Below are 14,627 nucleotides of genomic sequence, written 5' to 3' on the forward strand. Positions count from 1 at the left end.
TATGGCACTAGTAACCACGCATGACCTCGGGAAATCTTTCGGCCTGGTAGATGTTTTCGCCGGTTTGTCTCTGAGTGTCCCTCGCGGGGCGCGCATTGCCGTGGTCGGGCCGAACGGAATCGGGAAAACGAGCCTGCTGCGCGTCATCGCAGGGAAGGAACCTCCCTCCGCGGGTACGGTCCACCGCTCTCGGGGCCTCACGATCGGCTACTTGCCACAGGAATCTGTTTTCGAATCGGCTAACACTCTCTGGGACGAATGCCTGATTCCTCTGGCCCACTTGCTCGCGCAACAGAAGGAGCTGACCCGTCTCGAGGCCGAGATGGTCGCTGGCGGGAACGATGCCGCTGTCGGGAACGCCGGCGGGGCCGGGGGCATAGCCGAGACTGGGAACGCTGCTGGCGAGACCGCTGGGGCTGGCGATACTGCCGTAGCTGGAAACACCGGCCGCAGCGTTGAAGACACCCTGGAGCGCTACGGCGCGCTGCAGGCTCGCTTCGAAGAGGCCGGGGGGTACACTTACGAGACGCGCATCCGACAGGTGCTCACGGGTCTGGGCTTCTCCCCCGACGAATACGCCCTACCCCTGACGTGCCTTTCGGGCGGACAGCGCACCCGGGCCCTTCTGGCGCGTTTATTGATAGAGAAGCCGGGTCTATTGATTCTCGACGAGCCGACCAATCATCTCGACGTCTCTGCCGTTGAATGGCTGGAAAGTTACATCAGAGACTGGGACGGCGCCGTCCTCATCGTCTCACACGACCGCTATCTCCTCGACAAGGTCTGCAACAACGTCTGGGAAATGAGCAGGGCCGGGGTCGAGGCCTATCGCGGCAACTATAGCCACTACCTGCGCCAGCGTCAGGAGCGCTGGGATCGGCGTTCGACGGAGTTCGAGGCCGAGAAGGCTCGCCTCGAGAAAGAAATGGACTACGTCAAGCGGAACATCGCCGCGCAAAACGTAGCTCAAGCCAGGGGGCGTCTCAAACGCATGAGCCGCCAGATTCAGGCCATCGAACAGATTGGACTGGACGCCATGCGGGGTAGGAAGTGGCTCAACATAAGTGAGGACGTGCAGACAACTACGGGTGTGATGACTGCGGAGGAGGCAGAACGACGGATCAAGTCCCTGCGCAATCCAATCCATCGCCCGAAAGAACTCAAGTTCAGACTTGCGGCCGGTCAGCGCGGCGGGAACATCGTACTTCGCACCCGTGACCTGGCTGTCGGTTATCCCGGCAATCATCTTTTCACCGTCCCCGACATCGACCTCCAGCGCCTCGGGTGTGTCGCTCTCATCGGTCCCAACGGCTCCGGCAAGACCACGTTTCTTAAAGTCATCCTCGGCAAGCTTCCCCCTCTCAGCGGTGAGGCGCAAGTCGGGGCCAGTCTTGACGTCGGCTACTTCGCTCAGGCTCACGAGGGTCTCAATCTGGACAACACACTTATGCAGGAGATCGAGTCGGTCGCTCCCCGCATGCTGGTTGACGCGATCCGAGGCTACCTTGCCCGCTACCTCTTCACCGGTGAGGACGTCTTCAAGAAAGTCCAAGTCCTCTCGGGTGGCGAGCGCGGACGCCTGGCGCTCGCGAAGCTTGCCTTGAGCAACGCCAACCTCTTGCTCCTCGACGAGCCGACCAATCACCTCGACATCCCTTCCCAGGAAGTTCTCCAAAACGTGCTGGTCGACTTCGACGGGACAATCATCCTGGTTTCGCACGATCGCTTCCTGATCGACGCTCTGGCGACTCAGGTCTGGGAGATCGATAGAGATCACGCCGTCCTCAAGATTTTCGAGGGAACCTACAGCGAGTATCGCGCGAGTGGAGGGTCTCCCGGAGTTTCAGGTACGGCGGCGCGCGCGCCGGCAGTGGGCAGTTCTGCGGCGCAAGGCTCGGCGGCGGGTGGTTCTGCGATGCGCGACTCGATCACGCGCGGTCCTGCCCTCCAAGGTCCGACGTCGCAGGGCCCCGCGGCGCCAAGTTCAGCGGCACCACGCTCGGCGGCGGACGACTCTCATTTACAGAAAGGTGACGCTTTCCGCAAGGCTCGCGCTGCCAAGAACCGCGAGATCGCCGAGGAGCGCCGTGCCCTCGCTCGGGAAAGGCGCCGCAAGGCTCGCATTGCAGAACTCGAAGGCCGCATTGCGATTCTACAAGAAGAAGTTACTCGTCTCGGAGGAAGTCTCGCCGATCCCCCGTCCGACCGGGCCGAGATCCTACGTTTGGGCGAAGAGTACATGCGCACAGAGAGCGAGATGGAGGCGCTCATCGCCGAGTGGGAGAACTTACAGGGGTGAGCAGAAGCAGGGTCTGCGCGCCTTACGTGAGTCCTTGCGCTCTTCGAGAAATGGTAAGAGTCACAAGAGTGAGCAAGAAAGGGGTTAGACCATGCGTATGCCGAACAAGGTGAAGCTGTCCTGTGCGGCAACGTGCGTAGCAATGATCGTGCTTTCCCTGGCAGTCACGGTTTTGGCTTCGGAGCAGTCGAAATTCGAGGACGCCAAGGAAAAGGGTACGATCGAGGCTTACGAGAAATTTCTGAAAAAGTATCCGCAGGGAGAGCTCGCCGAGCAAGCCGTGGGCGAAATCTACAAGCTGGTCAGTAAGGAAGATTCGATCGAGCTCTACAGAGATTTCGTCAACAGGTATCCGACCGATTCCTGGTCCGCACAGGCCAAGAGCCGCATCGAATACCTCCAGTCGGCAGAGAGAGAGTACGTCAGCGTAGATACGTCCAGCGTTCCTGACTTGGAAGCTTTTGTGTCCAAGTTTCCAACGGGTCCACTTTCCATGACGGTGAGGGAGAAGGTTGAAAACGCCAACATGCGCAGGATACGTGAAGGAGAAAAACGCTTCACTATTCCCGAGATACTGCCAGGAAAGGGCGCGGGAAGTTTCCACTTAGCAATAGCGCCGTCGGAGAACCACCCCGATGTCTTTCTCTACGAGAGCATGTATCCGGGGGACACAGTACCTTTCAGAGTTAGGATGGGTGGTGAGTATCCCTTGAACGGGGTTGGGATCGGAACAGGCAGCATATTCGCTACGATCGAGAATCTTGATTTCCTGAGCAGCGGTTCGATTGTGCGTTTTCGAGGAAAGATCACGTACAAGGGATGTACGTTTAACGGGGACCAGCAGGATCCTCTGTCGTTCGCCCTCCTGGATGGAAAGGGTCTGGTTTATGTCACAGGGAAAGGAAAGGTCACGTTGAAGGACGGGCGCGAAGTGACACTGCCCATGCCTCAAGCTGCAACGAACCGGGCTTTACCGTCGGGCCAGAGCAGTCCGAACGGTCATTCTGCGGCGCCGGGGGATCAAGGCAGTTCGAGCAGTCGTTCCACGGCGGCCTCAACTCCGGAATGGGTCAAGACGTTGGACCAAGTCATCTCCGAAAACCAGAACCGACCCGTTCGTGTGTTCATCGAGACGGACAGAGAGGCGTATTGCGCGGGTGACTCGATTCTTGTCGTCGCCGTGGGGGAGAACACATCCGACGAGGTGGTCAATATAGGCGATTACTGGAGTGGCAGGGTGGTCAGCGTTTTTCTGAGAAACCGGGACAAGGCGACAACATATACCGTCGTGGACATCACGTTCGATACTGTGACGCCCTCGATTGTCCAGCTCGACCCTCACAAGGTCGCCCTACTTGGAAGCGTCTCCTTCAATTCGCGATTGGGGAAAGATGAATCGGAGCTAGTTGGGAACTACATGCTCTACCTGAGGATGGGCAAACTGATATCGTCCCCGTGGGCAATTCGTCTCGTCAAGAGAGACCAACAATAGAAACGGGGACGCGCCGGATCGGGGCTGAAAGCGCAGGGACCTCAGTTCGAGGTGCCGGTTCTTTGCGGCTCGGTAACCACTTGCTTCTCGCTTTCCTCCAGTATCCGCTTTACTTCCGCGCGAAGGTGATTCAGATCCACGGGCTTCTTGATGAAGGCGGCCACGTCCGACGTGCTTAGCACGGCATCGGTCTCCATTTTCTGGTAGGCCGTGCTGATTATTACCGGAGTGTTCTTGTCCACGTCCTTCATCCGTTGCAGGACCTCGACCCCGTGCATCCCCGGCATCTTGATGTCGAGAATCACCAAATCGGGTTTCTCGGAAATGAACTTTTCACAGGCCTGCCTCCCGTCCTGGGCCAGCACAACCTCATAGCCCGCCTCGGTAAGAACTTCTTCGTAGAGAAGGCGTATCCTCGCCTCGTCGTCCGCCACAAGTACCTTCTTCATGCTCGTCCTCCTTATCATGTCGAAGACACGGTTTCCGTTCTAGTTTCGTGTGCGTTGCGAAAGACCGGCACGGCTACTTTGAACGTGGCTCCGTATCCGGGTTCGCTCTCGACCTCTATGTTTCCACCATGGTCTTCGATTATTCTGTGACAGACCGGAAGACCAAGACCGGTTCCGTCCTGCTTTGTCGTGATGAACGGGAGAAAGATCTTGTCGATAATCTCGGGCGCTATTCCCGGTCCGGTGTCCCTCACGGTCGCCTCCACCCAGCCGTCGCGCGTTCCCGTGGCGACGTAAACGTCTCCGCCCTCCGGCATGGCCTGGATGGCGTTGAGAATCAGATTACCGAACACCTGCTCAAGCTGCCCCTTGCTTCCCTTCACGAGAGAAAGGTTTGGGTCAAGGTCGAGGTCGATCTTGACCGAAGCTTTCTCGGCCTTTTCAGAGAGCGCGGCCACGGACGACGCAATGACCTCGCTGATGTCGACCGAATCTGTGAGCTTCGGACCCTCCCTCGAAAACACCAACGTGTCGTTTACTATCCTCTCTATCCTTTGCGATTCTTCTATCACCACCTGCGCAAAGAGCTTCCGCTTGTCGCCCTCTTCGGTCCTTTCAACTATGAGTTGAGCGAAGCCCCAGATGGAGTTCAATGGATTTCTTATTTCGTGAGCCACGGAAGCCGCCATCTCACCGAGCAGGGCCATGTGTTCGGATCTCTTGAGCTTTCGCTTCATCTCCTTGCGCTCCGTGAGGTCTTTGAATATTGCGATGGCGCCGCACGGGTTCTGTTCGGAGTCGTGAAGGACGGCGGTCGAAATGCCGATCGGAACAGTTCTTCCCCCGGGTGTCGTCACGGCTATCTCGTCTTGCGCGCACACCCTTCCCTCTTCCGTGACCTTTGTGAGAAGCGAGTTGAACTCCGTAAGCTCCGGCACCTTGCCGAGCGGTTTCCCGACGACGGAATCCTTGGGAAGACCCGTCACGCGCGAGGCTTCCGCGTTGAAAGTTGTTACGATTTGGTGAGATCCTATTACGAGAACGCCGGTGTTGAGACTCTCGAGGACGTTTTCATTGTGCTGATACTGCTCCCAGAGCTCTTCGCGGGTTCTTTCTTCCGTATCTTGCGCTTTCTCCAGTTCCTTCTGGAGAAGAACATTGGAGCGAGCAGTCTCCTCCTTTTCCTTTTCTCTCAATCTCGCCTGCGACACGAGGAAGCCAGAAAACACGGCCGTCAGCAGGAAGAAGGGGATCTTGAGCAGGAAGTTCGTGGTCAGGAATTGATTCGCGTCCATTTGCCAGGAAGATATTCCGCCGTAGAGAAGTATGACCACAAGCGACGACAACACGCTCGTCCTGATGTCGCTGTTCAGGGCGGCGAGGAAGATCGTAAGGAGATACAAGAAATATAGGTCGCTCGTCAGGTTACCGGAGGCGTAGATGGCGGCCGTGACAAGGGCGATGTCTACGACCAGCATTGGTCCTTGCACGACGAGCCTGCCAAAGAACCGCAGGGGCACGAAAGAGAGAGCGACGTTAGTAAGCATGAAGAGGCCGGCGAGCAGAAGGCTCTTGGTGAGTGACACTGTGCCGTTTTCCGCGGAGAACATGAGCGCGATCACAACCAGGATCAGTAGCCAGCGAAAGATGAGGACCACGCGCTTCTGATCCAGATTCACTTCCGCTCCGCGTAGGAACGCCCGCACCCTCATTCCGTTGCTCTTGTCGATTCTCTCGTTTGACATAACTTGCCCCGGTAACTGTTTCCTCCGTTAAATGCTCCCTAGTAGTATTATCGGCATCTACGTGTCCGCGATTGCTCAGAAAGTGAATCCGCCGGGCATCGCCATGCAAACAAACAGGTCCAGCCCCGCTCTCTTTCCGCGCCCACGGAACGCGTGACGATCAAATAGAAAGGCGGGTCACAAAATGCGGCACGAGTAGTGCTCGAACCCAAGTCTAGAAAGCGCCTCATCCCAAATCTAAGAGGCACCCCATCCCACCGAAAAACGTTCTGCGCACAACGACTCACTCTGGACATGGATCCACGAAATCCTCGCAGAATTCCGCTTGACTTCGGGTACGCAGTGGATTAATATGGACCACTCGGTCGATAATCGACCGAGCGGTCGAGAACCGGTGGGGAGAGAGCCGACGCACAGGAACGCAGATGGGCTTGGGCCTAGACCGGCCGCCGATTGCCGGCCAGCGCACGAACCGTCTTATGCTCGGACCGCCACGAATGGTTCAGGGGTTTCGTAACAGGGACATGAACAACCTCACCTTACGCGAAAAGGAAAAGCTCAGACGCAGGAAGCAGATACTCGGCGCCGCCAGAAGGGTCTTTGGCAGGAGAGGCTTCCACGAGTCCACCCTCGCAGAGATCGCAAGGGAAGCCCATCTCGGCAAGGCGACGCTATACTGGTACTTTGCTGACAAGGCCACGCTTCTGAGAGCCGTGTTCGAGGACGCCATTAACGAACAGCTTCGTGCCGTTGAGCAAGTCATCCACGACGTGCCCGATTGTCGCTCGCGGCTTGAGGCGATTGCGCTAGGACAATTTGAGCATTTCGTAAAGAACCAGTACGTCCTCAGGATCTCCACTTCGGAGACCGGCTTTGCAATGGACCAGATGAAGAGAGAACTCAAGAGTTTTCTCATGAGCAAGTATGGCATTTACGTGAGACTGCTTGAGAGTGTCTTTGTTTCCGGCATGAGAAAGAAGGAAATAAGAAATATAGACGCCGAGCAGATGTCTCATCTCTTTATCTCGATGCTGCATTCTATTGCCTGGACTTGGCACGTGCGCGGAGTGAAACCTCAGCCCGACAAGGACGCCCGCCAGGTATGCGACATGGTCTTCGAGGGGTTGCGAAAGCGATGACGGAAATTGTTGAGACTTGCCGGGTACGGCGGAAAGGCGTCACGAGAGAGTCCGACTCGCCAAGCACACGGAGTCGCGATTGTTGAGATCCGCCAGGCACGAGGGAATCTAACTTTAAGAGGAAACGAGATGTTAAGTAGAGCGTTCGCCACGAGAATCTTGACCCGCGAAATATTCTTGCTCGCTGTCTCGGGCCTGATATGTGTCGCTTTCTGCCCGGTGGGTCTCGCCGCTGATCGCACAGCCGGTGCCCCGTCTACGACTCAGAACACGGCCACGGAGGGCCAGGGGCTTTCTGCAATCGCTACCACCACGACGCCGGCAACACAGATCGAAGCGCCCAACAAGCTGAGCCTGGATCAGAGCATTGAGATTGCGCTTCGGAACAACAAACAGCTTCTCGTCCAGAGGCAAGAAGTCGAACGAATGAAGGGACAGGTTACGCAGGCCCGCGCGACGGCGTTTCCCAGCCTTTCGGGAAACGCGAGCTACGTCAAGAGCCAAGGCAAGATGAATTATGGAGGAAGTGGCGGCTTCACCTTCAACCTGGATGACTCCTATTACGGAGGAAGCCTCTCTCTCGTCCAGCCGATCTACACGGCCGGTCGGGTGGGAGGCGCACTCAGGGCCGCCCACGCCGCGAGGAGCTACGCGCAAGAGAATCTCCTCGCCACTACGAAGGACGTCGTCTACGCGGTGAAGGCGTCTTTCGGCGCGGTCCTGCTCGCCCAGGAAATGGCGACTCTCGCAAAGGAATCGCTGGAATTGGCCGACGCGCATCTTGCGAACGTCGATCAGCTTTTCAAGCAGGGTGTGGCGTCTGAATACGAGCTGATCCGCGCGAAGGTGCAGGTTGCGCAGCTTCTGCCGGATCGCATAAAGGCCGAGAATGAGCTCGACCGTGCGTTGATTGTCTTTAGAAACACGCTCGGTCTTCCGGCCGACGACAAGGTTGCGCCCGAGGGCGAGCTCGAACGGAAAGACGTCGAGATAACGACGGCGGATGCTTTCCGACTTGCAAAGGAGAACAGTCACGAACTTGCTGCCGCGAGGTTGCGCGTGAGTGGGATGAAGGCAGCTCTTGACGTTGCGAAATCCGATAGATACCCGAGCCTCTCTTTTGTGGGAGCCGCGCTGATGGAAACCAAAGAGCCTCGGTGGAAATCGGAAGACTGGCGGTCCAGGACGTGGACTGCGTCTCTGGCGCTGTCAATCCCGATGTTTGATGGGCTGAGGACGAAGGGAAAAATAAGCCAGACGAAGGCCGAGTATGAACAGGCCGGCCTCTACGCCGCCCAGACTGAGGACGCGGTGAGACTCGAGGTTGAACAGTCCGTTTCCCAACTGGCTCAGGCAAGACAACTGATTCAGTCGCAGGTGGCTTCCATAGAGCAGGCTCAGAAGGGCCTGGACATCGCGAATATTCGCTACAAGAACGGTGTCGGTACGCAACTTGAAGTGCTCGATGCTCAGGTGGCATTGAGCACGGCCAGGACGAATTACTTCACGTCCGTATACGAGTATTTCATGGCCGTGGCCGCGTTGGAGCGCGCAACGAGTGTCACGTTCGAATAAGACAAGGCGCGCCTTTGCGGACCCAAGATATCAACCGCGCGGGCCGCGCGCAGACTGTGCGCGGGCGACGCGCGCCGGCACGCTCAAGCATGTCGGTCTCGCGTGCAGCGCGAGTCAGTCGCAGAGTGTGAGTCAACCAGGTAGTTGAGGGGGAATTCCTGACAATGAGAAAGAGAGTAATCATCCTCGTGATCATCGCCATCGTCGCCGCGCTCGTCGCCAATCGCATGTGGCAGCAATCCAGAAGGCCGGCGAGCAAGAGCATCGCGGAACTTCAAGGCGAGAGAGGGACTCCCGTCTCCGTAGAACCCGTCCGTCGAGGCGAAATCTCTGAGTCCGTCCAGCTCACTGGAACGGTCGAGGGGATCGTGCAGTCTGATTTGGTGAGCAGGATCTCCGAACGCGTGGTGAGTGTGCGAGTCAGTGTGGGGCAGTACGTAAAGAACGGGCAGCTCCTCATCCAATTCGACACGACCAATCCGACGGCCCAATACCGGCAGGCGAAAGCCGCGTTCGAGGATGCCGAGAAGGATTTCGCGAGGATGAAGGCGTTGCTAGAACAGGGCGCCATATCCGAGCAGGCGTTCGAGAAAACCCGGATGGGTCTCGAGGTCGCTAGAGCCAACTTCGAGGCAGCGAGCTCCGTCGTGGATATCACGGCACCGATCGACGGAGTCGTGACTTCCGTGAACGTTCGCGAAGGCGAAGTGGTTGCGGCCGGAAAGCTCATGTGCACTGTGGCTCAATTGAACAAGGTGAAGGTCGTGGTCACTGCCAGCGAGTCCGAGATTCTCGGGTTGACGAAGGGTGCCGAGGCCACGATAAGCTCGTCGGAGGGACGGTCCGTCACCGGTTCCGTTTCCAGTATTTCCTCCTCGGCCGATCCGATTACGAGAACGTTCCGGGTCGAGATTACTGCCGGCAACGATTCTCGGACACTGAAGCCCGGCTCGTTTGCGACGGTGGTGGTCAGAACCGGACACAAGAAAGACGCCCTGCTCGTTCCTTCCGGCGCCGTTCTAGACCAGCAGGGAAAACGCGTGGTCTTTGTCGTGACCAAGAACAATACGGCTCAACTTCGACCCGTGACCGTTGGGATTGTGAATCAGGAGTCGATCGAGATACTGAGTGGTCTGACGCAAGACGAAGTGGTCGTCACCTCGGGCCACGAACGCTTGAAGGGTGGAGAGAAACTCAACGTACTCAAGACTCAATGACATCCGAAGCTTTGGGGGATAACGACTCATGTTTCTTGCAAATCTGTCCGTTAGAAAATCTGTTCTCGCTACGATACTGCTCCTGGCGTTGGTTGTCATAGGCATCTTCTCGTATCTCAGGCTCACCATCGATCTCATGCCTCCCGTTGATTTTCCATACGTGACCGTGGTCACGGTTTATCCCGGCGCGGGCCCCGAAGAGATCGAAAGCCTCGTCTCGAAGCCCATCGAGGACGCAATCAGTTCGATCTCCGGACTGAAGAACACTTGGTCCTATTCGCAGGAAGGCGTTTCGGTAGTACTGGCGGAGTTCACGCTCGAAACCAAAGTGGACTTTGCCGCCATGGACGTCAAAGAGAAGGTCGATGCCGTAAGGTCCAACCTTCCCGACGACGTGGAGACTCCCACGATCAGCAAGTTCGACTTCAGTTCCTCCCCGATTCTCAATCTCGCGGTCACAAGCCAGAGACCCATACAGGAGACCTACGAGATCGCAGACAAGACGATCAAGCGAGAGCTTTCCAAGGTGAACGGCCTCGCGCAGATCGAGGTCGTGGGCGGGCGAAAGAGGGAGATCGCGGTCCTCGTAAGCAAGGACAAACTCAAGGGCTACGATCTTTCCATAACGGACGTCATCGCGGCAATCGCCGCCGAAAATCTGAACATTCCCGGCGGTCACATCACCGAAGAAAGCAGGGAGTACGGCGTACGCGTGACCGGCGAATTCGAGAGCGTCGACGAAATCAGAAACGTGAGGATCCAGAGGACCGATGCGCCACCCGTTCGACTGTCGGAAGTGGCCAACGTCCAGGACTCGTTCGCCGAAGTGAGGGAACTCGCGAGGTACAACAGGAACGAGACCGTGGGGATGACGCTGCGTAAAAGGTCCGACGCGAACACGGTCAAAGTCGCGAGCGGAGTGAAGAAGACTCTCGAGCGCCTCAAGCAGACGCTCCCTGCCGACGTGAAGATCGAAATCGCAAGGGACCGCTCGACGTTCATTAAGGACATGGTCGCCGACCTGAACAGCAACATGATCACCGGGATCATTCTCACGGCGCTGGTGCTGTTCCTCTTTCTCCATAGTTGGGAAGGAATAGTGATAGCAGGCATAGCCATGCCGGTTTCGGTAGTGTCTACGTACACGTTTCTCTACTTCGCTGGATTCACCATCAACGTCATGTCTCTCATGGGGCTTGCACTCTGCGTGGGAATCCTGATCGCAAATTCGCTCGTGGTCATGGAGAACATCTATCGCTACCTGCACATGGGCAAGGGGCCGCGCGAGGCCGCCGAGGAAGGCACCTCCGAAATCGCGCTCGCCGTGCTCGCCTCCACGCTCACGAACGTCGTGGTCTTCGTCCCCATTGCGTTCATGTCCGGCATCATCGGCCAGCTCTTCAGGCAGTTCGGCCTCACGACCACGTTCGCGACTTTTGTGTCGCTGCTCGTCTCCTTCACGGCGACGCCCATGCTCGCCTCCAAGCTCTTGTCGTCACGCTCCGTGGACAAGAAGATATCGTGGCATTCGTCGATCCCGATAATAGGGAAATTCCTGGAGCTCTTGGACACGTTCTTCGCGAAATGGGATGCCTTTTACGAAGGAGCCGCCGCTTCATATCGCCGGGGGCTCGACTGGACTCTCAATCACAGATGGCGAGTGATCGGGATTAGTCTGGGAGTTTTCGTCGTCAGTCTCGCGCTCGTCCCGTTCATTGGTACTGAATTCTTCCAGAACTCGGATCAGGGCATGTTGACTGTGTCGGTCGAGATGCCGGTCGGTTCGAATCTCTGGGAGACTCAGAAGGCCATAGAGAGTGTCGAGCAGGTCGTCTCGTCGGTTCCCGAGACGGAATCTTTCTTTTCTTCCGTGGGATCCACCGAGAGCGAGCTTGGAGCCGGCGGAAGCGGTGTGAATGTGGGCGACGTTCTCCTCGTGCTCGTGGACAAGAGAGAGCGCAAGAGATCCGACAAAGACATCGCCGCGGCGCTGAGGACGATGCTGGCCGAGATTCCCGGTGCCAAGCTGACCGTTTCGCCCGCCTCGACCATGGGCGGAGGCGGCGAGAAGGACATACAGATTGAAGTCACGGGAGACGAGATGCCGGTTCTCATTTCCGTCGCGAACAAGGTCGTTGCCATAGCACAGGAAACGCCGGGAACGGTGGACGTGGACACCGACTGGAGAATAGGCAAACCGGAGATGAAGCTTGTGCCGCTACGCGAGAAAAGCGCCGACTACGGCGTCTCCACCGCAGAATTGGCAAATCTGACAAGGGCCTTCATCACGGGTACGGTCGCATCCCAATTCAGAGATAGGGACGAGGAATACGACATAAGGGTGAAGCTGGATGAATCCGACAGGGACAACATAGAGAAGCTCGGCAGCCTGCTCGTCAGAACCGGCAACGGAACGGTGCCCGTGGCAGAGCTTGCCTCCATCACTCACGACGAGGGACCCACGCAGATTGTGCGCAAGAACAGGCAGCGCATGATAACCGTGAGCGCCAACATTGCGCGGGGCACTCTGGGTGGACTCGTGGGCCAGCTCAAGAAGAAGACCGACGCCCTCTCTCTGCCGCCGGGATACAGAATCTACTACGGGGGGATGGCCGAGATAATGGGTGAATCTTTCGCATCACTCTTCCAGGCACTGATCCTGGCAATAGTACTGACTTACATGCTTCTTGCGGCCATGCTTGATTCGTACGTACATCCGTTCACCATCATGCTGACAGTTCCGCTCGGTGCGGTGGGCGTGCTCTTGGCACTTTTCTTCACCGGTAGGACCATCAGCATCTTCTCCCTGATGGCGCTCATCATGCTCGTGGGCATAGTGGTCAACAACGCCATCCTGCTGCTCGACTACACCAACACGCTGAGAAAGAAGGGATACAATTTGCGCGAGGCCATACTGGAGGCGTGTCCCACGCGTTTGAGGCCTATCGTAATGTCCAACTTGGCCGCCGCCATGGCCATGCTCCCACTCGCACTGGGACTCGGAGCCGGGGCTGAATTCCGCTCGCCCATGGCGATAGTCTCGATCGGAGGCCTGGTGGTTTCTACGGTGTTCACGCTTTTCTTGATCCCCACGGTCTACAGCCTGCTGGACAGGTTCGCCGAGGGTAAGGGAAGGTAGGAGGACGTGGCCGATCGCGCGGTCGCTAGAACACAAACCCGTCGGGTATGACTCCACCCTTGACCACGACGATTATCCCATCACGGACATAGAACTGCTCGTTTGGGTCGTCGTAATGCGCCACACCTTCGCGGTTCACGAGTTGCACGCCGCGGCCGATGGACGAGTTCTTGTCGACGATCGAGCGCCTGATGTAGGTGCCTTCGCCCACGCCGAGCAAGGGGCGGCGCACGCTTCGTCTTTCGTAGAAGTCCGATCCCATTATGAGTGAGCTCTCGATTATCGACCCGGGCCGAACGCGCGAGCGCACGCCGAGGATGGAGTCGCGCACCGTTGCCCCTTCGATTATCACGCCTTCGCAGAGCACCGCGCACTGGACCGACGCGCGATTCAGTTTCGCGCCAGGCAGGGACCGCGCGTGCGTGTAAATGGGCATTTCGGGATCGAAGAGATTGAACTTCGGAAGCGGCATCACAAGATCCATGTTGGCTTCGTAGAAGGAGCGCACCGTGCCGATGTCCGCCCAGTAGCCTTCAAAGGGGAAGGCGTGCACGTCGATGTCACGGATGGCGTCGGGGATGACGTGCCGGCCGAAATCCGTTTGCTCCGGATCGAGCTCCAGTCGCTCCTTGAGGACGTTGGTGTTGAACAGGTAGATGCCCATACTTCCAAGGTAGGGACGCTGCTTGGCCTCTTCCTCGGTCAATCCGCAGCAAGTAGTGTCGACCATCATGTCGTCCAACTGAGCGTCGTCCTGCGTCTTCTCGGCGAACTTGATGATGCGGCCGTTTTCGCCGGTCTTGACAATCCCGAGGTAGGACGCGTCGGCGCGCGACACCGGATGCACCGCGATAGAGGCCGCTGCGCCGGAGGCCACGTGTGCTTCCTTGAACTTGCGGTAATCCATGCGGTAGAGGTGGTCGCCGGAGAGAATCAACACGTAACTAGTATGCTGGCGGCTGATGTGGAACCACGCCTGGCGCACCGCATCGGCAGTGCCGCGGAACCAGGTACCCCCCCTGGCAGTCTGCTCGGCTGCAAGGATGCCGACGAACCCGCTAGAGAATTGATCGAACTGATAGGTCTTTGCGATGTGTGCGTTGAGGCTCGCCGACTGGTACATCGTGAGCACGTAGATTCGGCGAATGTCGGAATTGATGCAGTTGGAGACCGGGATGTCAATGAGCCGGTACTTGCCGGCGATCGAGACGGCCGGTTTGGACCGATCCTTGGTGAGAGGAAAAAGACGCCTGCCTTCCCCACCACCGAGGATCACAGCCATGCTTTCGTCCATGAGTTCACTCCCTTGAGACCTCGCTTGTGTCGAGGATTAGTATTATACCCCTCCGCTGCAGACTTGAAAGCGTTTTCTTGGCTTCCTTTTCATCACAATTCAGACACGATTTGGCAGGGGCGCGCAGTGCCGAGCACGCTTTCGCAGGGCGCGGTCTGACAAGCTACACGATTTGGCAGGGGCAAGTCTGGCAGAGCGCGCGGTGGCGGGTTAGTTAATCATATTATTTCCCACGTGTTGGGGCGTCAAGAAAGAACGCCATTGGGAGGCGCGATCTA

General features: G+C 57.6%; 9 protein-coding genes. 6 read left to right on the forward strand and 3 right to left on the reverse strand.

The genetic code is table 11. From position 1 onward, the window contains the following. Position 1 precedes the first annotated feature (1 nt). Both NTX17_00975 and NTX17_00980 read left to right on the forward strand, forming a co-directional pair. Positions 2 to 2,299, forward strand: coding sequence for an ABC-F family ATP-binding cassette domain-containing protein (locus NTX17_00975; protein MCX5799950.1), 2,298 nt, complete (start codon positions 2 to 4; stop codon positions 2,297 to 2,299). Between the two features lie 97 nt (positions 2,300 to 2,396). After that, positions 2,397 to 3,791 carry a hypothetical protein gene (locus NTX17_00980; GenBank protein MCX5799951.1) on the forward strand — a complete coding sequence of 465 codons (1,395 nt, stop codon included), beginning with the start codon at positions 2,397 to 2,399 and terminating at the stop codon, positions 3,789 to 3,791. A 41-nt stretch (positions 3,792 to 3,832) separates the two neighbouring features. On the opposite strand, the gene NTX17_00985 is transcribed toward NTX17_00980, so the two are convergent. Both NTX17_00985 and NTX17_00990 read right to left on the reverse strand, forming a co-directional pair. Then, positions 3,833 to 4,240 carry a response regulator gene (locus NTX17_00985; protein ID MCX5799952.1) on the reverse strand — a complete coding sequence of 136 codons (408 nt, stop codon included), beginning with the start codon at positions 4,238 to 4,240 and terminating at the stop codon, positions 3,833 to 3,835. A 14-nt stretch (positions 4,241 to 4,254) separates the two neighbouring features. Continuing rightward, positions 4,255 to 5,985 carry an ATP-binding protein gene (locus tag NTX17_00990; protein MCX5799953.1) on the reverse strand — a complete coding sequence of 577 codons (1,731 nt, stop codon included), beginning with the start codon at positions 5,983 to 5,985 and terminating at the stop codon, positions 4,255 to 4,257. Between the two features lie 497 nt (positions 5,986 to 6,482). Between NTX17_00990 and NTX17_00995 the strand changes: the two genes are divergently transcribed. From NTX17_00995 to NTX17_01010, 4 genes are all read left to right on the forward strand, one after another. Continuing rightward, entirely contained in the window at positions 6,483 to 7,124 is a 642-nt protein-coding gene (locus NTX17_00995) for a TetR/AcrR family transcriptional regulator (GenBank protein ID MCX5799954.1), read from the forward strand. A gap of 129 nt (positions 7,125 to 7,253) precedes the next feature. After that, positions 7,254 to 8,699, forward strand: coding sequence for a TolC family protein (locus tag NTX17_01000; protein ID MCX5799955.1), 1,446 nt, complete (start codon positions 7,254 to 7,256; stop codon positions 8,697 to 8,699). A 164-nt stretch (positions 8,700 to 8,863) separates the two neighbouring features. Next, on the forward strand, positions 8,864 to 9,916 hold the full coding sequence (locus NTX17_01005) for an efflux RND transporter periplasmic adaptor subunit (GenBank protein ID MCX5799956.1): 1,053 nt from the start codon (positions 8,864 to 8,866) through the stop codon (positions 9,914 to 9,916). 28 nt (positions 9,917 to 9,944) lie between these two features. Further along, positions 9,945 to 13,055 (forward strand): efflux RND transporter permease subunit, encoded by a 3,111-nt coding sequence (locus NTX17_01010; protein ID MCX5799957.1) that lies wholly within the window; start codon positions 9,945 to 9,947, stop codon positions 13,053 to 13,055. Between the two features lie 25 nt (positions 13,056 to 13,080). Here the strand turns inward: NTX17_01010 and NTX17_01015 are convergent, their stop codons facing one another. Continuing rightward, the gene (locus NTX17_01015) at positions 13,081 to 14,349 is read right to left on the reverse strand and encodes a glucose-1-phosphate adenylyltransferase (GenBank protein ID MCX5799958.1); all 1,269 of its coding nucleotides are present in this window, start codon (positions 14,347 to 14,349) and stop codon (positions 13,081 to 13,083) included. Positions 14,350 to 14,627 lie beyond the last annotated feature (278 nt).

This window comes from Candidatus Eisenbacteria bacterium (genome assembly GCA_026388185.1).
In the GTDB taxonomy this organism is placed as follows: domain Bacteria; phylum Eisenbacteria; class RBG-16-71-46; order JAFGJU01; family JAFGJU01; genus JAPLKG01.